Source organism: Dolomitihabitans soli (genome assembly GCF_022213955.1).
GTDB lineage: Bacteria > Actinomycetota > Actinomycetes > Streptosporangiales > Streptosporangiaceae > Streptosporangium_A > Streptosporangium_A soli.
Genome location: NZ_JAKNTW010000001.1, coordinates 675,923 through 695,160, shown reverse-complemented (window position 1 = coordinate 695,160; position 19,238 = coordinate 675,923). Strand labels below are relative to the sequence as shown.

Below are 19,238 nucleotides of genomic sequence, written 5' to 3'. Positions count from 1 at the left end.
AGGCCCAGGTAGTGACACCCCAAAGCGACGAGGACGAGGTCTGGCGGCAGATCGTCGCCTCATTCAACGAGCCGGCCGAGCACACCTCGGACCGCCAGCCGTGGCCGGACAGTGAGAACCTGCCCGGCGATCCGGCGCGCCGGGCGCTCGGGCAGCCCGACGAGCCCGAGCAGACGACGCAGGATTTCGACGCCGTGCCGGACGACACGCCCGAGGACGAGCAGAAGGCTCAGGACGACGAGGGCCACTACGTGCCGCCGCCGCCCCCGCCACTGCCCAGGACCGACCCGGCGACCAAGATCGCCTGGGTCGCGCTCTTCGGCGGCCCCGCCTACCTCCTGCTCGCCGCGGTGCTCGGCTGGGAGATGCGCGGCTGGGCGCTGTTCGCCGCGGTCGCCGCCTTCATCGGCGGGTTCGTGGCCCTGGTGGTGCGGATGGGCGACGGGTCCGGCGGCGACTCCGGCTGGGACGACGGCGCAGTGATCTAGCCTCGCTCCAGCTCTGCGTGCCGCCGCTCCGGCCCGCTCGACGCCCTCCGGCGTCCTGCCCGCCCGAACCTCGGGCGCGCGATCTCGCGGTGGGCTACGAGGAGGTGGTCTTCGTGCCCTTCGGGCCGAACCTCTCCACGACGTCCCGGTAGGTGTCGCCGGCGCCGACCACGTGGCCGACGGCCCAGACGGCGGAGGTTCCCGGCAGGTAGCTCAGGGCCTGCAGGCGCATCGTGCGCGACGTGGCGGCCGTCTCGCCCCGGATGATCCTCATGCTCGACCTGTCGTCGTCGTAGAGCACGAAGGCCTGTCCCGGCCTGCCCGGATCGAACCCGGAGATCCAGAACCTGCCCTTGCCGTCGCCGGTCACGCCGTACAGGCTGGCGTCGGCGTCGGGCAGCCTGAGCCGCGTCCAGCGCTTGCCGTTCCAGGACAGCGCCAGCGGCGCGACCTTGCCCCCGCCGCGGTAGACCCCGCCGATCGCCAGCGCCTGCTTCGGCCCGTCGAGGTGGACGTCGCGCAGGTAGCCGCCGGGGATGTCGGGGATGTTCACGGACTTCCAGGAGCCGCCGGACGACCGCATGATCAGCGGCTCGCCCTCGCCGTCGCCGACGGCCCAGCCCTCGCCCTTGGCCGAGAGCGACACGCCGTACAGGGTGCCCTCGCCGCGGGTCGGCGCGACCTGCCAGACCCCGCCCGTGCGGTTGACGACCAGCGGGCGCCGGTCGCGGCTGCCGACCGCGACGACCTTGCCCGGGACCGCGGCCACCCCGCCCAGCCAGTCGCCGGACCGCAACTGGTCCACGCCCACCCGGTCGAAGGCGGCGCCGTCGCCGTGCGCCACGTAGGGGAGGCCGTCGTGGGCGGCTCCCACGGTCCACAGCTCGGTCGGGGACGCGGCGGCGATCGAGCGCAGGTGCCCGGCTCCGGTGTCGTCGTTGCGGATGCCCACCTCGGTCCAGGCCCGGCCGTCCCAGTGGGCGATGGCGCCTCGGTTCTCCCAGGCGTCCCAGATGTTCTGCTGGCCGACCGCCCAGACGTCGGTGCCCGACAGCCCGGCGACGTCGGACAGCGAGCCGTCGCCCTGCAGGCGGACGCTGGCGGACTGCTGCCAGGCCTCGGCCACGGCGGGCGGGCGCGTCGGATCGGCGTGCGCGTGCGCGGCCGATGTGTCGTGGACGATCGGTCCGGCGATGAGCGCGGCCCCCGAGCACACCGCCAGCGCACGCCGCACAGAGCGGCGGGTGGTCATAGCCAAATCGTACGGGTACCATCCAGCGGCGGAGGACACGAACCCCCGTTCAGCTCGCCCCGAGCTCCGCCACCACCGGCAGGTGGTCGGTGGCGGCGGCCAGGTCGGCGGGGTCGGCGTCGGCTCCGCCGCACGACTCCACGCTCACCCCGTGACCTGCGAAGACGGCGTCGATCCTGGCTCCCGGCCGGCGGGCGGAGAAGGTCAGCCCGTCGCCCCGCGGCGCGGACGCGTAGCAGTCGGTGAGCCGGTCCGAGAGGTGGCGAAAGGCGTCCCCGTCGGCACGCTCGTTGATGTCGCCCGCCAGCACGATCGCCGCGCCGTACCGCGCCGCGGCCGCCTCGAGCAGGGCGACGGCCTCCGCGGCGTGCCGGACCCTGGCGGCCGCGTTCAGGTCCAGGTGGACCGAGGCCACCGCGAGCCGCAGGCCGCCGGCCTCCACCACGGCCAGCGCCGTCGCCCGGCGCTCCAGCCCGGGGTCGAAGCTCAGCAGGTGGTGCTCGGCGTGCAGGATCCGCACGCCGGGCCCGGTGAACACGGCCATGCCGCCGCGCCGCCGCCCGGCCGCGACGGTCATCCCGGTGGCCAGAGCGAGCCCGCCGCGCCTGCGCCGCCAGAAGGAGCGCCTCGGCGCCTCCTGGAGGCACAGCACGTCGGCCCGCAGCGCCCTGATGACCCTGGTCAGCGCAGGCACGTCGTCGTACATCGAACGCACGTTGTACGTCGCGACCCTGATCGTCACGGGATCGTCATGGCGCTGGCGGCGGGCATCGGCCTCAGCGGTGGCGGGCCAGGTCCGCGGCGCCCACCAGACCGGCCGAGGCGCCCAGCTCGGCGAGCCGGATCTCGGCGGGGGGACGGTGCCCTCCGCCGGTCAGCGCACGCGAGAAGGCCACCCGGGTCGCGTCGACGAACAGGTCGGCGGCCCTGGACACGCCGCCGCCGAGGATGAAGCAGCCGGGGTCGAGGACGGCCGCGAGGTCGGCCATGCCCTGCCCGAGCCAGCTGGCCACGCTCGCGAAGGCCGCGAGCGCCGCCTCGTCGCCCGCCCGCGCCGCCTCGGTGATCTCTTCGCCCTCGATGTCGCCCGGCTCACCGCCGGCCAGCTCCAGCATCACCCTGGCCCTGGCCGGGTCGGCGGTGGCGATCTCGCGGGCCTTGGCGACCAGCGCGTTGCCGCTCGCGTACTGCTCCCAGCAGCCGTGCTTGCCGCACCCGCACAGCCGGCCCTCCGGCACCACCTGCATGTGCCCGAGCTCGGCGCCCATCCCCCACCTGCCGCGGTAGAGGCCGCCGTCCAGCACGATGCCGCCGCCGATGCCGGTGCCGACGGTCACGCACACGACGTGGCTCTCGCCGCGCCCGGCGCCGAACCTGGCCTCGCCCCAGGCCATCGCGTTCGCGTCGTTCTCCACCACGACGGGCAGGCCGACCAGGGCGGCGACCTTCCGCTGCAGTGGCTCCTCCCGCCAGGCGAGGTTGGGCGCGAAGCGCACGATCGAACGCGTCTCGTCGACGAACCCGGCCGCGCCCAGCCCGACCGCCTCGATCTCGCGGCCCTGTGACAGCTCCTTGACCACGTCGCCGATGGTCTGGGCCACCTGGTCCGGGCTGTCTGCCGGGGTCGGGCGCAACGTGTGCTCGACGACGTGGCCCTCGTCGTCCACGACTCCCGCGGCCACCTTCGTGCCGCCGATGTCAACACCGATGGTCAGCGCCATCTCCCCAACCTTTCCATCCGGGCGTCAGCCCAGGTCGATGTGTTCCACGTCCGGGTTGTCCTCCCGGGGCCTGCGGGGCGGGGCCGGCCGCGTCACCACGTCGACCGCCTGGCGGAACGCCGCGAACAGCTCACCGCCGGCCGCCGCCAGATGGTCGCCGACACCGCCCGCCTCGCGCCGCGCGGCGATCACCCGGCACACCGGGCAGGCGCGGCAGACGTACTCGTCGTGGTGGTCGGCGACCGCCTCCTCCCACACGTCGCGCTCCTTGCGCCCGCCGCCGCCGCCGAACGCCTGGCCGAGGCCGGCCGTCGTGCCCTTGATCAGGCCGCGGCGCACCTCTCTGGCGGCGCGGTTCTGCAAGGTGTCGAACAGCTTCGCCGCCTCGTCGGCGACCGACCCCAGCGGGTCGCGCTCCTGGGCGCGCTCACGCTCGCGGGCGCGCTCCCACTCGGCTCTCGCTTCGTTTCCGTTGTTCTCAGTCATCGGACCCTCCCGACTCGAACCGTACCCGGAGACGGCCCTCGTGGAGCGCCGCCTCCTTGACCGTACGGCGCGCGAGGGCGGCGGGGAGCGCCAGGACGCGGCGGTACGGCCCGGCGGTGATGATCAGTTCGTCGCCCTTCCTGGCCAGATCGACGTCCGCGCGGTCGGCGAACGGCAAGGCGAGGATCAGTTCGTGGTCGTCGGTGATGGTCAGCGGGCGGGTCTCCGGCGGCGGGGCGAACGGGTCGGCCGCGCCGTACATGGCCTGGCCGACGACGGCGAGCGCCTCCACGCCGACCGGCTCCGTGTCGAGGTAGGGCACCACGTGGATGGGCAGCGGCGCGAACGAGTGCTCGGCCTCGGCGAGGTGCTCCGCCTGGGCCTCGACCCATCTGCGCCGCCACGGGTCCGCGCCGCCGGCGGGGAAGACCCGGTTCGCGACGGCCGCGTCGACGCGGTAGCCGTACAGGCTGAGGGAGGTGAGGGTGCGGCGGGCCTCGGCGAGGACCACGGCCTCGGGGGTGAACACCAGGCGCACCGAGGCGTGGTCGCCGGTGAGCAGTTCGCGGACCTCCAGCAGGCCGCGGTGCAGCCGCTCGCCCGCGCCGACCACGTCGTCGCCGGGGGTGCTCACCTTCGCGACGTGCCTGATCACCGGCGAGATCGCCTTGAGGAGCCGGCGGCCGATCGGCAGCAGGCGGCTGACGTGCCAGTCGAGCGCCTCGGGCAGGGCGAGCAGCCGCAGCGTCTCGGCGGTGGGGGCGCAGTCGACGACGATGACGTCCCAGCGGCCGGTCTTCGCCTGCTCGCGCAGCTCCAGCAGCGCCAGCAGCTCCTCGGCGCCGGGCAGCACGGTGATCTCCTCGGAGGTGATCTCGTCGAGGCCGAGCTCCCTGAAGAAGCCGCGGACGTATTCCCGCAGCTCCCCCCATTGCCGTTCCAGCGCCTTCTGGGTGTCGATCTGAAGCAGGTAGAGGCCGGGGGCGGCCTCGGTGGGCTCGGCCGCGGGGGCGACGGCGAGCGCGTCGGCGAGCGAGTGCGCGGTGTCGGTGGAGACGACCAGCGTCTTGTGCCCGGTGCGGGCGGCCAGCACCGCCGTCGCGGCGGCCGCGGTGGTCTTGCCGACCCCGCCCTTGCCGGTGAACAGCAGGACGCGCGGCTCGCTCATGCCGCCTCGACGCGCTTCTTCAGCCCCTTCAGGGCGGTGTCCACGATGACCTTCTCGGCCTTGCGCTTGATCATCCCGATCATCGGGACGCTCAGGTCGACGGTCAGCTCGTAGGTCACCTCGGTGCCGGCGGCGGTCTCGGCCAGCCGGTAGCCGCCGGTGAGCCCGGAGACCATCTTGCCCGCCTCGACGACCCGCCAGCCGACGGACTCGTCGTCGTGCCAGTCGTAACCCAGGACGTACTCGTCGCTGATCACGCCCGCGTCCAGCACGAATCTGACGGTGGCGGGCCTGCCGTCCGCGCCGGTGGAGAGTGTCTCGGCCGACTTCACCTGGCCCGCCCACTCAGGGTAGGCGGCGAAGTCGGCGATCACCGCCATGACGGTCGACCGGCCGGCGCCGATCGTGATGCTGGAGGTGGTGCGGTCAGCCATGGCTTTACCGTACTCGCATCCGCGCCTCACCACTCCAGCGCGTAGGGCGTGCCTCGGGCCCGGAAGTGGCCGACGTTGACGCACTCGGTGCGGCCGATCCTGGTGCGCGCCACGAGCGGCTGGTGGACGTGCCCGAACAAGGCGTATCTGGGCTGCGTTTTCTTGATCGCCGCCAGGGTCGCCTCGCTGCCCCGCTCCAGCCGCCGGGCCACCACGTCGTAGACCAGTTCGGGCACCGCCGGGGGGATGTGGCAGCACAGCACGTCGACCTCGCCGACCGCCTCGACCTTCGCGGCGTACTCCTCGTCGTCGATCTCGTACGGCGTGCGGTACCGGGTGCGCAGGCCGCCGCCGACGAAGCCGAAGGTCAGGCCGCCGATCTCGATCCGCTCCCCGTCGAGCACGTGCTGGCCGTCGCGGAGGTGGTCGGGCCAGAACCTGGGCACGTCGACGTTGCCGTAGGTGAGATAGGCCGGTGTCGGCATGGCGGCGAAGATCTCGGCGTACTGCTTGTTGACCATCCGGTCGATGTGGTCGCGCGGGTCACCGCCCAGCTCGGCCCAGAGGGCGGCCGACATCGTGCGGGCCTCGTCGAAGAGGCCCGCCGTACGCAGGCCGATGAACTCGGCGGCCTTGGCCTTGCCGAACAGGGAGGGGAAGATCCCCTGGGAGTGGTCGTCGTAGTCGATGAAGAGGACCAGGTCGCCGAGGCACACCAGCGCGTCGGCACCTTCTCCCGCGCGGGCCAGGGCGTCGGCCCTTCCGTGCACATCACTCACGACATGAACCCGCATGCAGGCCATCCTAACCTCGGCCGCGGCACCAACCGAGCGCTTGTCTACGTAACGTGGTCGGCAGCGTGAAGTTCGACCTTGGTAACGCCTGGGTGACGGCATCTACCCAGTCGTAACTTATCGCGGTAGCGTCCACTCAAAATCGATTTCCTGCACCACCTGCGAGGAGCGATCCCGTGCGCGAGTACACCGTCCCCCTGCTCGTGGATGTCCCGGCATCCGCCAACTGCACCGACACGGTGTTCCAGCGCGGCGAGCGGGAACCCGGCAAGGTGGTGATCCGCCGCAAGTCGGGCGAGAGCTGGGCGGCGGTGACCGCCGGCGAGTTCCTCGCCCAGGTGAGCGGAGTGGCCCGCGGGCTGATCGCGGCGGGCGTCGAACCGGGCGACCGGATCGCCCTGATGTCGCGCACCTGCTACGAGTGGACCGTCATCGACTACGCCATCTGGGCGGCGGGCGCGGTCAGCGTGCCGATCTTCGAGACGTCCTCGGCCGACCAGATCGGCTGGATCCTGTCCGACAGCGGCGCCCAGCGCGTCTTCGTGGAGCTCGGCTCGCACGAGGCGACCCTCAGGGAGGCCGCGCCGGAACTCGGCTCGGTCTGGTGCGTGGAGAGCGGCGCGCTCGACGAGCTGACCGCCGCCGGGGCGGAGGTTTCAGCCGAGACCCTGGAGGAGCGCCGCACCGCCAGGAGCGGCACCGACCTGGCCACCGTCATCTACACCTCGGGCACCACCGGACGCCCCAAGGGCTGCCGCCTCACCCACGACAACCTGCTGTTCACCGCGCGCAACGTGGTGGCGGGCCCGCTCGAACGCCTCTTCGAGGTGCAAGACCGCGCCGGCCTGCTGTTCCTCCCCCTGGCGCACAGCTTCGCCCGGATCATCGAGGTCGTGCTCATCGAGACCGGCACCGTGCTCGGCCACACCGCCAACATGAAGAACGTGGCCCCCGACCTGCAGTCGCTCAGGCCCACCTTCCTGCTCGCCGTCCCCCGCGTCTTCGAGAAGGTCTACAACGGCGCCGTGCAGAAGGCCACCGCCGAGGGCAAGGCCAAGATCTTCAACGCGGCGGCCGAGGCGGCGATCGCCTGGAGCAGGGCCGAGAGCTCCGGCGGCGCGGGGTTCGGGCTACGCCTCAAGCACGCGGTCTTCGACAAGCTCGTGTACGGCAAGCTGCGCGCCGCCACCGGCGGCCGGCTGTCCCACGCGGTGTCCGGCGGCTCCGCGCTCGGCGAGCGGCTCGGCCACTTCTTCCGCGGCGTCGGCATCGAGGTCTTCGAGGGCTGGGGACTCACCGAGACCTCCGCGCCCTCCACGGTCAACATGCCGGGAGCCAACAAGATCGGCACCGTCGGGAAGCCGTTCCCCGGCGTGACCGTCGCGATCGCCGACGACGGCGAGATCCTCGTCAAGGGCCGCCACATCTTCGACGGCTACTGGAACAACGCGGCGGCCACCGCCGAGGCCATCGACGCCGACGGCTGGTTCCACAGCGGCGACATCGGCGAACTCGACGCCGACGGCTACCTCCGCATCACCGGGCGCAAGAAGGAGATCCTGGTCACCGCGGGCGGCAAGAACGTCGCACCGGCCCCCATGGAGGACCGCATCCGCGCCCACCCGCTCGTCAGCCAGGCCGTCGTGGTCGGCGACGACCGCCCCTACATCGCGGCCCTGGTCACCCTCGACGCCGAGGCGCTGGAGGTGTGGAAGCAGGCCAACGGCCGAGGCGGCGCCACCCTCGCCGAGCTGAGCGCCGACCCGGTGATCACCGCCGAGGTCCAGCAGGCGGTCGACGACGCCAACCGGATGGTCTCCAAGGCCGAGGCGATCAAGAAGTTCGCCGTCCTGGAGATCGAGCTCACCGAGGCGACCGGGCACGTCACCCCGAAGCAGTCGATCAAGCGGAACGTCGTGCTGGCCGACTTCGCCAAGGAGGTCGACGAGCTCTACGCCTGATCCACCAGCTCGGCGAACCGGGCGGCGACCAGGTCCCAGGTCCACTCGCGGGTGATCCAGGCGCGGCCCGACTCCCCCATCGCCCGCGCCCTGGCGGGGTCGGCGAGCAACGAGATCAGGGCGGCGGCCACCTGCGCGGGCGCCGCCCCGTTCACGATCAGGCCGGTCTCGCCGTGCCGTACGGCGTCGGGGGCGCCGCCCGAGCGGCCGGCGACCACGGGCAGACCGGTCGCGGACGCCTCCAGGTAGACGATCCCGAGCCCTTCCGCGTCGATGCCGCGCAGCCGGGTGCGGCACGGCATGGCGAACACCTGCGCCGCGTCGAAGTGGGCGGGCAGGGCGTGCCAGGGCACCGGCCCGGTGATCCGCACGGAGTCGCCGAGGCCGCGGGCCGCCCGTTCCAGCCGCCGCCTGCTCGGCCCGCCGCCGACCAGCAGCAGGACCGCGTCGGGCACCGCCCGCAGCACCCGGGGCCAAGCCCGCACCAGCACGTCCTGCCCCTTGCGCGGCACCAGGCGGGAGACGCAGACGACGACGGGACGATCGCCCAGGCCGTACGCCTTGCGCACCCCGTCTCCGCCGGCTCCCGGGTGGAACAGGTCGGTGTCGACGCCCGGGGCCAGCCGTACCAGTTTGGCGGGTGAGATCACTCCCGCCAGCCGCCCGCGGGTGTACTCGCCCAGATAGGTGACCATGTCGGCGTGGCCGCCGATCCGCGCGAGGACCTGCCGGAACAGTGGCGTCACTGCCCAGGACGCCTCGTGCCCGTGGGTGAGCATGACGATCCGCCGCGCCCCCGCGGCCCGCATGGCCGGGGCGAGCAGCCCGAGGGGGGCCGCGGCGCCGAAGACGACGGTGTCGCACCGGTGGGCGCGCACCAGGGCGGCCGCGCGGCGCGCGACCGACGGCAGCGGCAGCATCAGGGGGCCGGGGTGGCGCACCACGGGGTACGGCTGGCGCAGGTCGAAGGCGTCGCTGCCCGGCCAGCGGGGCGCGTAGACGACCACCGAGCCGGGCGGCCGGCGCAGCGCCAGACCGTGCACGAACGCCTGGATGCCGCCGGCCCTGGGCGGGAGGTCGTTGGTGACGACCAGGGTCCTGCTCACGGCTCGGGGAGGCCGTTCAGCAGCGCCCACGATCGCGCGGCGGCGATCCGCTGAGGGGCGGACGGATGGGAGGAGTACAGGAAGTATTCGACCGCGTCGGGCGACGGATCGGAGATGTTGGTGACCGCCAGCCGTCTCTGCATCGCCGCGAACGTGCCGGGGTCGCGGGTCAGGTCGAGCGCGTGCACGTCGGCGCGGGCCTCGATGTGCCTGCTGACCAGATTCTGCGCCGGGCCGGACAGCACGGCGGCCAGGCTCATCAACCCCATCAGCAGGCCCACCGCGCGCGGGTCCGCGAGCGACGCGACGCCCGTGCGGCGGCGGATCACGCCGGCCGAGGTGACCAGGAAGAGCAGGCACGCCCCCGCCGCCGCGCCGAGACCGCCGATCAGCGTGCCGTACAGCACGTCGCCGTTCTTCGCGTGGCCGAGCTCGTGCGCGACGATCAGCTCGACCTCCCCCGGCGGGCCCTTCAGCAGGGTGTCGTAGACGACGATCCGGCGGGTCGCCCCGAAGCCGGAGACGTAGGCGTTGAGCGCGGTGGTCCGCCGCGACGCGTCGGCGACGAGCACGTCCTCGACCGGCACGCCGTCCCTGGCGGCCATCGACAGCAGGTCATCGCGCAGCTGGCCGGCGGGCATCGGCTGGAAGTCGTTGAACAGCGGCTCGACCACGACCGGGTAGACGAAGGAGGCGACCAGGGTGAGGGTGAACGCGCCCACCGCGGCGGGGATCCACCACCGCGCGAACCTGCGCGCCAGCGCGACGACCGCCACGACCATCACGGCGATCAGCAGCGTGCGCACGCCGAGGCTCAGCAGCCGGTCACCCGTCCAGGACGGCCAGCTCTGCGTGGAGAGCCCGTAGTCGCGCAGGTAGGTCTCCGACCACATGCCGAGCGGCCACCGCACGACCTCCACGACGGCCGTGAGCGCCACCACGCCGCCGATCGCCCGCGCCCACCACGGCCCCCGGATCCGGCCCACAACCCGCGCGCCGAGCGGCGTGGCCACCAGCAGGCCAGCGAAGACCAGGGTGAGGGCCAGCGACAGGTAGGACGGCACGCTGACCGCCGCGTCGAACGCCTGTGCCCTGGCCAGTTGCGCCGCCGTGAAGTCGCGGCCGGGGTCGGCGGCCACCTCGGGCGCCCCGGCCGGCAGCGCCCGCCACGGCGTCGTCGCCCAGACGATCGCCCCGAGCGCCACGCCGACGCCCGCCAGGGCCCAGCCCGCCGCCCTGCGCCCGCCCCCGGTCCGCTCGCCGCCGCCGCGATCGCCTTCGCGTCGCTCACCGGCAAGTCCGTCAACCACGCCCATCCCGCCTCACCGTTCTCCCCGACCGCTCGTATCATCGCAGGCCCTCGATCACCCCAGCTCCGTGGCCAGGTGGGCCCGCCAGCCGGTGGTCAGGGAGGAGGAGTCGAGGCCGAGACGGGCGAGCGCGGCGGGGACACCGCGCGCGACCGCCTCGCGGTAGACCGTGACCAGCGCGCGCTCGCCGTACCGCCCGGAGAGGTAGCGGCAGGCGAGCCACGCCTCCGCGTACGCCTGGGCCAGGCGCGGCGAGCCCGGTTCGAAGTCGGGGCGGCCGGGCAGCTCGCGCGGCACGACGCCGGCGCGCACCTCCTCGGCCAGCTCGGCCGCCGCGTCGGGCACGGCGAGGCCGGAGTCGCGGTAGCCGACGTAGTCGGCGAAGCCCTCGGTGAGCCACCGGGGCAGGTGCGTGGTGGTGACCGCGCCGGTGGCGACATGGGTGAGCTCGTGGGTGAGCACGACACCGCGGCCGAGGTCGGTCAGCCTGGCGAACCCGTCGGGGACGACGACGACCGTGCGGGCCGTGGCGACCGCCGCGAGCCCGGCGAGGGCGGTGCTGCCCGCGCGCCGTGCCGCCTCCTCCAGCGTGCCCGGCACCTGGATCACCGCACGGCCGGGGAGGGGCCACAGGGCGGTCACCCGGGCGACCGCGTTGTCGGCGACGGCCGCGATGGCGGCGAGGCGGTCCCTGTCACCCGGCGAGCCGATCACCGTGGACCGCTCGCCGTACACGGTGATCCCGCTCGGCCGGACGCGCGCGGCTCCCGTCAGCAGGACGCCGCCGCCCACGCCCAGCAGGCCGGACAGTGCCAGACGGCGGCTCACCTGGACAGGCATGCCGCCCAACGTACTTCATCGTCGACACCCCGGCCGCCCTTCTCGAAGGAGGGCGGCCGGGGTGTCGACCAGGGTTCCGCGAGGAGCCGGTCAGATACCCGGCCGGACGGCGCCGCTGAAGGACGCCTTGCGCCACCCGCTCAGCTTCTCGATGCGGACCGTCTTGCCGCTGCTCGGCGAGTGGATCATCTTGCCCTTGCCGACGTACATGCCCACGTGGCCCTTGCCGCTGAAGAACATCAGGTCGCCTGGGCGGAGTTTCTCGAATGAGATCTTCGTCTTGATGCGTGCGTACTGGCTGTGCGTCACGCGAGGAAGCTTCACTCCGGCCTTCTTCCAGCTGTACTGGACGAGACCTGAGCAGTCGAATCCGTTGGGTCCGGTTCCCCCCCATCGGTACGGGTCGCCGATCTGTTTCTTGGCCGCCGAGACGGCCTTGCCGGCTTTGGCCTGCTGCCTCGCGGTCTTGCTCGTCTTCGTCACGGCCTTCGTCCCGGTGGCCGCCGAGCGCTCCGCCTTGGCAGGCGTGTTCGTGCTCGTGGTCGTCGGCCCCGAAATGATCAGCTCGGTCAGGGTCGACGTGTCGGGCGAGACCGTCGAAGGCGACGGTGCGGTACTCGTCGCCGCTTCAACCGCAGTTGACTGCAGTGTCACCACGCCCGCCGAGGCGGTCAGGGTGAGTGCCGCACCGCCGATGGAGAGGCGGGCACGGCGGAGGCGACGGAGTGTGTTCACTGAGGTGGACAGGATTGCTCCTCAACTCTTCCACGAATGCCTACCGGGTTAGCTGACGGATTCGGGCGGGGAAGTTCGCCCTACGGCGCGGCTGCGCCGATTCACCCCTGGCCCTTTCGAGAAGGGCCTTTTGGGTCCCCGGTTCCATACCTCCTGGCTGTATGGATTCGGCAGGTCACCACCTCCCGGCAGGGAGTACGGCATGCGCCTTCGAGTGGCGGCGACCAATGGATCTTTTTGGAGACAGCGGCTGATTTCCAGCCGATGTTCGAGGCGACGGCATGGCTTGCTCGCCGCGAGCGAGAAGGTACTCGGATCGTCATATGTCGGCAAAGCCCGAACAAAGAATTAAGATCCACTAGACAGCCGGTACAGCTCGATTTCCCTGCACATAAGGGGGTTCAGTTACCTAAATGTGACCCTGCTCACAATTCCTCAATCGAACCTGAAGATCGTCACATCTGTAACATGAGTCACACAATCCTGCGATCCATTCGCTCGCCCCCGAAGCCTCCGGCAGTCACTTCTTTCTCGATTCACCCCTACCCCTCGCCGGTCCCCTGTTAAACTCCGGCCCCACACGCCCCGGTCGTGCCCGCTGAACGGCCGGGCCCTTCTCGCGCGAAAACTCCCGATCCGGCCCTGGCGTTATACGGCCTGACATGGGAAATGAGCGGTAATCGCGATCGAAAGCTCGCCGAAGCCGCACGCCGGGCGTATTGCCGGCTTCAGAGCCGCTTCAGCGGCCCGCAGAGACCCCTGGAGCGGCCGATCAGGGGCCGGGGCGGCGTCTTGGAGCCCCCGGCCGCCGGGGATCGGCACAGACGGCACAGGTCCGGAAATTTCGGGACCGTGCGTGCGAGTCGGCTCTTTCACGATCAGTTCGGGCCAATGCCAATGATCGGACGTCCCTTGTCAACCTGGCCGGGTTTATGTGACGTTCATCACGGAGACGGAGCAGGTACGCAGAGTGCGTATCGCCTGCGGAAAGGCGAGTTCTCATCGCGCATGGGCGTGTTCGGCCGGGCGAGCACGGGGGAGGACGATCATCCATCTGATTCGGATTCAGGCGTGAAATCGGACCGAGTGTTGTCGTGCCGCCGTGCGGTAATCCCGTGGGGCACGAGTATGCCGGACCGTTATCGGGAAGCGCGCGATCACCGGCCCGAATCGGACCGGGCTCAGCGGCACCGCGACTCAGCAGCACCGCGACGGACGCGCCGCACGACAGCCGCACCGCAACCGCACCGCCCCGCCCCGCCGCGGTCGAGCGACCGCCCGGTCACGCGTCCCGGCACAACTCATGAAGACGGCCGCTCATGAAGACGGCCGCCCATGGAGACGGCCGCTCATGAGGACGACCGCCCATGAGAACGTACGCGGCGCTGCGGGACCGCTCACAAAGACGGCCCTCGTCGCCGAGGGCCGGTGCTCCGAGCGCTTCGCTTCAGGCGATGCCCAAGGGTCAGGTGACGTCTCAGGCTGACCAATCAGGCTGACGTCTCATGGGGCGCTGAGGGACTCAGGGACGGATCGCGCCGACGATACGGCTCCGGCCGTAGGAGTCGAGGCTGGAGATCTTGACGACGTCGCCGGTCTGCGGGGCGTGCACCATCTTGCCGTTGCCGGCGTAGATGCCGACGTGACCGAGGCCGTGGCTGAAGATGAGGTCGCCGGGCTCCATGGCGTCGTCGCCTACTTTGCGGCTCGCGCCCCAGCTCCACTGCGACCAGGTCGTCCGGGGCAGAGTCACGCCGGCGGCCTTCCAGGCGGCCTGGGTGAGGCCCGAGCAGTCCCAGGAGCCCGGTCCCGAGGCTCCGTACTGGTACGGCTTGCCGATCTGGGAGAAGGCGAAGCTGAGCGCGGCGCGGGCGTTGCCGGACGCGCTGCCGGTGTATTTCACGCCCTTGCTGTCGCGGTTGCCCGTCTGGTAGGTGCCGAGGCGGCGCAGGATGCGGGTCTGCTCGTCGACGAGGCGGTCGGCCTTGGACTTCTCCTTGCGGAGGTCGTCGAGCACGTCGTCGGCCTCCTTGTAGGCGTCCTTGGCCTCGTCGCGCCGCACGCGCAGGGCCCGGGTGGCCTTGTCGAAGGCGGTGAGGGAGCCGGCCCGCTCGGCGGAGAGCTGGCTGACGGACGCGAGGCCGCCGAGGAGCGCTGCGGGGTCCTGCCCGCTCATCAGGCCGGGCATCGCGGTCAGATCGCCGCCCTGGTAGCTGCTGACGGCCACGCCGACGAGCTGGCGGCGGAGGTCCTCCACGGTGGACTGCTGCTCACGCAGGGAACCGTTGAGCGAGTTGTACTTCTTCTTGGCCTTCTTGTAGCGCTCGTTGGCGTCGTTGTACTTGTCGACCACCTTGTCGGCCTGGTCGTTCAGCTTCTCCAGCTTGGCCTTCGTCTTGGCGATGGTCGGCTCCGGATCAGCCGCGGCACCGTCCAGAGGCAACACCAGGACGGCTAGCGCCAATCCCGCGGCCACCGGCAACCGTCCAAGCTTCACCAGCACGAACCCTCCCCAACGATCCTGGACCTGGGGCGAAATAGTACAGAAGTCTTGACGACAACCTGACCATTTCGTTGGGATTCTGTGACGGTCCGGCCCGGAAGCCAGGCCGGACCGTCAACGGGTCACGAGCAGCGAGCCACCGAGCAGATCTTGGCGGTCATCTTCCGGGCGTCCTTGAGCTGCATCGCATGGTCGCCGGCGGCGGGCTTGCCGTACTCCCCCGCCTGCGTGTAGGCGATGATCGCGTTGCCCCGCCGTACGATGACCGAACGCTCCCCGCCGATGGCGCTCTTCTTGCCGTTGTAGGCCTGGCCGGTGACCCGCAGCGCCTCGTCGCCGAGTGCGGTCCCCTTGGCCGTGTAGCGGTAGGTGGAGTGGTCGCTGGTTCTGGCCGCGCACTTCCGCACCGCCGCGCGGACCTGCTTCATGGTGTCCTCGGCCGCCTTGGCGGAGCCGTACAGGAGGACCTGCTCGATCTTCTGGAAGTCGGGCACCGAGGTGTAGGTGATCGTACGGCCGGCGGTCCGGCCCGCCTTGCCCAGTGACGACCGGTCACACGGGTTGATCGCCAGTCTCGCGGTCCGCCGGTTGTCGATCTTCCAGGAGGTCTCGTCGTTGTCGTCGTGCGTGCCCGCCGTCTTCTCGTACAGCAGGAAGCCGCGCGGGATCCCGGCTGCGGCCCCAGCCGGGGCGGCCGCCACGAGCGCGGCCCCCGTCCCTGCGAGCGCTCCGGCGCACAGGACAGCTATGATCTTCTTCAGCAAGACGGACTCCCTTTCACCCTGGTTCTTCCGGACGTTCGACGCCCGGAACGGTGAAAAGGTTCAGGCCCGGCCGAGACGTCGCAGCAGCAGCGACGACTTCACGGGGCGGGCGCCCATCCGGCGCACCGACTCGGCCACCTCGCGATCGGAGGAGACGACGGCCATGGCACGGCCCACCGGTTCGGCCCGCACGAGCTGCCTGATCAGGTCGTCGGCGATCTGCCCGGGCGCGCTGAACATCACCCGCACCCCGCGTGGCGCGGTGACCGGCACCGGGCCGTTCAGCTCCGCGCCGTCGAAGACGCAGGTCACCTCCACCCTGGTCTGGGCGACCAGCCCGCCGAGGCCGGTGAGCAGCCGGCTGCGCTGGTCGGCGAGGGTGAGCGTGCCGTAGCCGGTCTTGGTGACGTTGTAACCGTCGATGATCAGGTGGATCTGCGGGAGCCCGAGCAACTGGTCGAGCAGCGCGGGGTCGTCGTCGGCGAGGGCCCGCGCGGGCACGGCGCGCACCCCGGGGCGGTCGGGTGAGACGCCGGTGACCGAGTCGGCGGGCCTGCTGATCGTCGAGGGCAGGGCCAGCTCCCTGCGCAGCCCGGCGGAGGCGTCCTGCAACGCGTCGAGCAGCACGCGCACCCTGGCGTCCTCGACGCTGCGTCCCTCGCGGGCGGCGCGCCGCTGGGCTTCGAGCTGACGCTCGGCGTCGGCGAGCCGGTCACGGGTACGGCGGAGCTCGCTGTCACCCGCGCTGCCCGCCGAGGCGGCCGCGGCGCGCGCCTCGTCGGCCGCGTGCTCCAGCTCGGTGGCGCGCGCGTCGGCGGCCCGGACGCGTTCGCGGGCCTCGTGCAGCTTGCGCCGCAGGTCGGCGTTCTCCGAGCGGAAGGACTTGAGCTGTTCGCGCAGCCGGTCGGTCTCCTCCTTGGCGCTCGCCTTCTGGGTGGCGAGCTGTTCGCGCAGCCGGGTCACCGTCTGTTCGTACGCCGCCCCCTCCGCGGCGGCGGCGACGCGTTCGAGGTCCTCCCGGGCGGTCTCCACCATGTCCGGCCAGCCGGGCGGCCGGGTGAGGTAGGCGGCGGCGGCGACCAGCACGGGTTCGGCGGCCGGCGGCACGTTGCCCTCGGCCAGGCTCGCCACCAGCTCGGGCCACCCGGCGGCGAGCGCCTCCGCGACCACCTCGCGGAACTCCTTGTCGGTCTCCAACTGGGCGGCGATCGGTGTACCGCCGAGTTTGGCCCGTTTGCGCGGATCGAACTTCGCGATGCCCCGCAGCGGCGGCGGCACGTTCGCGGCCGGGACAGAGCTGAGGACCTGCGCGGCCAGGTCGACGACGTGTAACCGGACCTGCTCGGGCAGCGGACGAGACAAGCCCTCACCGGCTGAACTCATCCCATGTCTCCTCAGCCCTTTGACGCCTTCCGAAATTCGTCTATCAGACAAGGGTACGGCTGCCGCACCCCTGACTCGGCAGGGCGGTCCGGTTGACCGGCGTGATGACAAGCGCTTGCTAAGAGATGACCGGCCGATGCCGGCCGTACCCGGGGACATTCCAGACCAGGCCGCCCGACCTGCCGGAACGTCACAACGTGACCGGCCGGATCGAGAGCGTGCCCGCGACCTGAGAGAGCCGCTCGACAGGGCTCGGGCCCGGCTGACAACCCGGCTGGGGCACCAGGTCACGATCGAGAATCCGTTGCGGCCCCACCGGCGAGCCACCGATCCCCGGCCCACGGGCGTCGCCCTTATCCCCTCCCGCCCACTTCGGCGACCGGTCGGCCGCCCGCGCCGCCGCCCGGAGGACAGCCGGCGGGCCTACTGGTCGTAGCCGGCGTCGTGCACCACCAGCGCGATCTGCACCCGGTTGTTGAGCTCCATCTTGGTCAGCGACCGCGACACGTGCGCCTTCACGGTGGCGACGCTCATGAAGAGCTCCGTGCCGATCTCCGCGTTGGACCTGCCCTGCCCGACCGCCAGCGCCACCTCCCGCTCGCGTTCGCTGAGCCGGCCCAGCACGGCCCGCGCCCGATCCTTGCGGTCGTCGGCCCACGGGTCGGAGACGTGCGCGATGAGCTGGCGGGTCACCACCGGCGACAGGATCGGCTCCCCGGCGGCCACCCGGCGGACCGCGCCCACCAGGTCGCCCGGCGGGGTGTCCTTGAGCAGGAACCCGGCCGCGCCCGCCCGCAGCGCCCGCAGCACCTGAGCGTCGGCGTGGAAGGTCGTCAGGATGACCACCTCGGGCGGGGACGTCCCCGCGCGCAGCCGCTCGGTCGCCTCCAGCCCGTCGAGCCTGGGCATCCGGATGTCCATCAGCACCACGTCGGGCCGGTGCTCGGCCACCAGCGCGGGAACCTCGTCGCCGTCGCCCGCCTCCCCCACGAGACACAGGTCGTCGGTGCCCCCGAGGATCATCGACAGCCCCGCGCGGACCAGGGCGTCGTCATCGACGATCAGGACACGGATCGGATCACTCATACCGGCCACGGTAGCCATGCCTGCAGCCGGAAGTCGCCGTCGGACGCCACACCGTGCTGGAGCCGCCCGCCGGCCAGGCTGGCGCGCTCGGCCAGCCCGATGAGCCCGGTCCCGCTGCCGGGGATGGGCACGTGGCGGCTCGCCGTACGGGCCGGGTTCCTGACCTCGACCGTCAGGCCCTCGCCCGCCGCTCCGCGCACCTCCACCCGGACGGGCGCGTCGGGGGCGTGCTTGCGCGCGTTGGTCAGGCCCTCCTGGGCGATCCGGTAGAGGGCGCGGCCGAGCCCTTCCGGGACCGCCGCCTCCTCCTCGACACGCACCACCAGGCGTATCTCCATTCCCGCTCGCGCGGACTCCTTGGCGAGTTCGCCCAGATCCGACAGCGTCGGCTGCGGGGGCTCGGGCGCGTCGCCCTCCGCGCTGTGGCGGAGCACCCCGATGACCTCCCGCAGGTCCTCCAGCGCCTGGTGGGCGCTCGACCTGATCGCGCTCGCGGCCTTCGCGATCTCCTCGGACGGCGCGTCCGGGCGGAACTCCAGGGCGCCGGCGTGCAGGCTGAGCAGCGAGAGACGGTGGGCGAGCACGTCGTGCATCTCGCGCGCGATGCGCTCCCGCTCCAGTTGCCTGGCCTGCTGCGCCGACCGTTCGGCGCGGTCGCGCAGCGAGAGCACGAGTTGCCGCCTGGCCCGCACGAACATGCCCCAGGCGATCAGCGCGAAGTAGACGACCACTCCGAAGATCACCGTGCCCAGGAACTTGAAGTCCGGGTCCGGGCGGACCAGCGCGTAGGGCACGATCGCGCTCAGGAGCAGGCCGCCGACCAGCGCGACGTACTTGAACGGCCGGTGCACCGCCACGGTGAACATGGCCACGCACACCGCCCCGGAGACCATCAGGGAGAACAGCGTGAGCGGGGCGAGCACCAACGCCAGCCCGACCGGCCAGCGTCGGCGCAACCAGATCCCGGCGCACGACGCCGCCCCGATGACCTGCTCGGTGATCACGAGAGGCCGCGGGTCGCCGTCGAGCTGCTGAACGGTGAACAGGGCCATGACGCAGGCCATCACGAACATGGTGGCGTCGACGAACCAGTCGCGTGCCGAGCGCCGGACCGGCCCGGAGTGGCGCTCGTCGCCGGATCCGAGCAGGACCGCGGGCAGCAACCACCGGTACTCCGTCACGCTTCCCGAGGTTAGACGTCGCGCGG

Annotated in this window: 18 protein-coding genes and 1 riboswitch; of the genes, 2 read left to right on the top strand and 16 right to left on the bottom strand. The window is 72.0% G+C overall.

Annotated features, from left to right (window positions below; genetic code table 11):
* The first annotated feature begins 11 nt into the window (after positions 1–11).
* On the top strand, positions 12–488 hold the full coding sequence (locus tag MBA17_RS03155) for a hypothetical protein (RefSeq protein ID WP_238494682.1): 477 nt from the start codon (positions 12–14) through the stop codon (positions 486–488).
* A 94-nt stretch (positions 489–582) separates the two neighbouring features.
* Here MBA17_RS03155 and MBA17_RS03150 read toward each other — a convergent pair whose 3' ends face one another.
* From MBA17_RS03150 to MBA17_RS03120, 7 genes are read right to left on the bottom strand one after another with little or no spacing between them, the layout of a single operon-like run.
* On the bottom strand, positions 583–1,740 hold the full coding sequence (locus tag MBA17_RS03150) for a hypothetical protein (RefSeq protein ID WP_238494681.1): 1,158 nt from the start codon (positions 1,738–1,740) through the stop codon (positions 583–585).
* A 49-nt stretch (positions 1,741–1,789) separates the two neighbouring features.
* Positions 1,790–2,482: an endonuclease/exonuclease/phosphatase family protein gene (locus MBA17_RS03145; protein ID WP_238494680.1), complete on the bottom strand. Its 693-nt coding sequence runs from the start codon at positions 2,480–2,482 to the stop codon at positions 1,790–1,792.
* 34 nt (positions 2,483–2,516) lie between these two features.
* Positions 2,517–3,461: an ROK family glucokinase gene (locus MBA17_RS03140; protein ID WP_238494679.1), complete on the bottom strand. Its 945-nt coding sequence runs from the start codon at positions 3,459–3,461 to the stop codon at positions 2,517–2,519.
* A 24-nt stretch (positions 3,462–3,485) separates the two neighbouring features.
* Positions 3,486–3,947, bottom strand: coding sequence for a DUF5304 domain-containing protein (locus MBA17_RS03135; protein WP_238494678.1), 462 nt, complete (start codon positions 3,945–3,947; stop codon positions 3,486–3,488).
* The gene (locus MBA17_RS03130) at positions 3,940–5,115 is read right to left on the bottom strand and encodes an ArsA family ATPase (protein WP_238494677.1); all 1,176 of its coding nucleotides are present in this window, start codon (positions 5,113–5,115) and stop codon (positions 3,940–3,942) included. The genes MBA17_RS03135 and MBA17_RS03130 overlap by 8 nt, the downstream gene beginning before the upstream one ends.
* The gene (locus MBA17_RS03125) at positions 5,112–5,549 is read right to left on the bottom strand and encodes an SRPBCC family protein (RefSeq protein ID WP_238494676.1); all 438 of its coding nucleotides are present in this window, start codon (positions 5,547–5,549) and stop codon (positions 5,112–5,114) included. The genes MBA17_RS03130 and MBA17_RS03125 overlap by 4 nt, the downstream gene beginning before the upstream one ends.
* Before the next feature lie 26 nt (positions 5,550–5,575).
* Entirely contained in the window at positions 5,576–6,343 is a 768-nt protein-coding gene (locus tag MBA17_RS03120) for a metallophosphoesterase family protein (protein ID WP_238494675.1), read from the bottom strand.
* A gap of 176 nt (positions 6,344–6,519) precedes the next feature.
* On the opposite strand from MBA17_RS03120, the gene MBA17_RS03115 reads away from it, so the two are divergent.
* Entirely contained in the window at positions 6,520–8,304 is a 1,785-nt protein-coding gene (locus MBA17_RS03115) for an AMP-dependent synthetase/ligase (RefSeq protein ID WP_238494674.1), read from the top strand.
* Here MBA17_RS03115 and MBA17_RS03110 read toward each other — a convergent pair.
* The 9 genes from MBA17_RS03110 to MBA17_RS03070 all read right to left on the bottom strand — a co-directional run bounded on the left by MBA17_RS03110 (position 8,295) and on the right by MBA17_RS03070 (position 19,212).
* Positions 8,295–9,410, bottom strand: a complete 1,116-nt coding sequence (locus tag MBA17_RS03110) for a glycosyltransferase family 4 protein (RefSeq protein ID WP_238494673.1) — start codon at positions 9,408–9,410, stop codon at positions 8,295–8,297. The two genes, MBA17_RS03115 and MBA17_RS03110, sit on opposite strands and share 10 nt — an antisense overlap.
* The gene (locus MBA17_RS03105; RefSeq protein WP_238494672.1) at positions 9,407–10,726 is read right to left on the bottom strand and encodes a M48 family metallopeptidase; all 1,320 of its coding nucleotides are present in this window, start codon (positions 10,724–10,726) and stop codon (positions 9,407–9,409) included. The genes MBA17_RS03110 and MBA17_RS03105 overlap by 4 nt, the downstream gene beginning before the upstream one ends.
* Before the next feature lie 48 nt (positions 10,727–10,774).
* Positions 10,775–11,560 carry a gluzincin family metallopeptidase gene (locus MBA17_RS03100; RefSeq protein ID WP_238494671.1) on the bottom strand — a complete coding sequence of 262 codons (786 nt, stop codon included), beginning with the start codon at positions 11,558–11,560 and terminating at the stop codon, positions 10,775–10,777.
* Positions 11,561–11,650: 90 nt separating this feature from the next.
* A complete protein-coding gene (locus tag MBA17_RS03095) occupies positions 11,651–12,295 on the bottom strand; it encodes a C40 family peptidase (RefSeq protein WP_238494670.1) in 645 nt (214 codons plus the stop codon).
* 22 nt (positions 12,296–12,317) lie between these two features.
* Positions 12,318–12,478, bottom strand: a riboswitch (cyclic di-AMP (ydaO/yuaA leader).
* Between the two features lie 1,339 nt (positions 12,479–13,817).
* Positions 13,818–14,798: an NlpC/P60 family protein gene (locus tag MBA17_RS03090; RefSeq protein WP_238494669.1), complete on the bottom strand. Its 981-nt coding sequence runs from the start codon at positions 14,796–14,798 to the stop codon at positions 13,818–13,820.
* 122 nt (positions 14,799–14,920) lie between these two features.
* The gene (locus MBA17_RS03085) at positions 14,921–15,562 is read right to left on the bottom strand and encodes a hypothetical protein (protein WP_238494668.1); all 642 of its coding nucleotides are present in this window, start codon (positions 15,560–15,562) and stop codon (positions 14,921–14,923) included.
* Positions 15,563–15,622: 60 nt separating this feature from the next.
* A complete protein-coding gene (locus MBA17_RS03080) occupies positions 15,623–16,945 on the bottom strand; it encodes an NYN domain-containing protein (protein ID WP_238494667.1) in 1,323 nt (440 codons plus the stop codon).
* A gap of 423 nt (positions 16,946–17,368) precedes the next feature.
* Positions 17,369–18,031, bottom strand: a complete 663-nt coding sequence (locus tag MBA17_RS03075) for a response regulator (RefSeq protein ID WP_238494666.1) — start codon at positions 18,029–18,031, stop codon at positions 17,369–17,371.
* Positions 18,028–19,212 carry a sensor histidine kinase gene (locus MBA17_RS03070; RefSeq protein ID WP_238494665.1) on the bottom strand — a complete coding sequence of 395 codons (1,185 nt, stop codon included), beginning with the start codon at positions 19,210–19,212 and terminating at the stop codon, positions 18,028–18,030. The genes MBA17_RS03075 and MBA17_RS03070 overlap by 4 nt, the downstream gene beginning before the upstream one ends.
* Between the last annotated feature and the right edge of the window lie 26 nt (positions 19,213–19,238).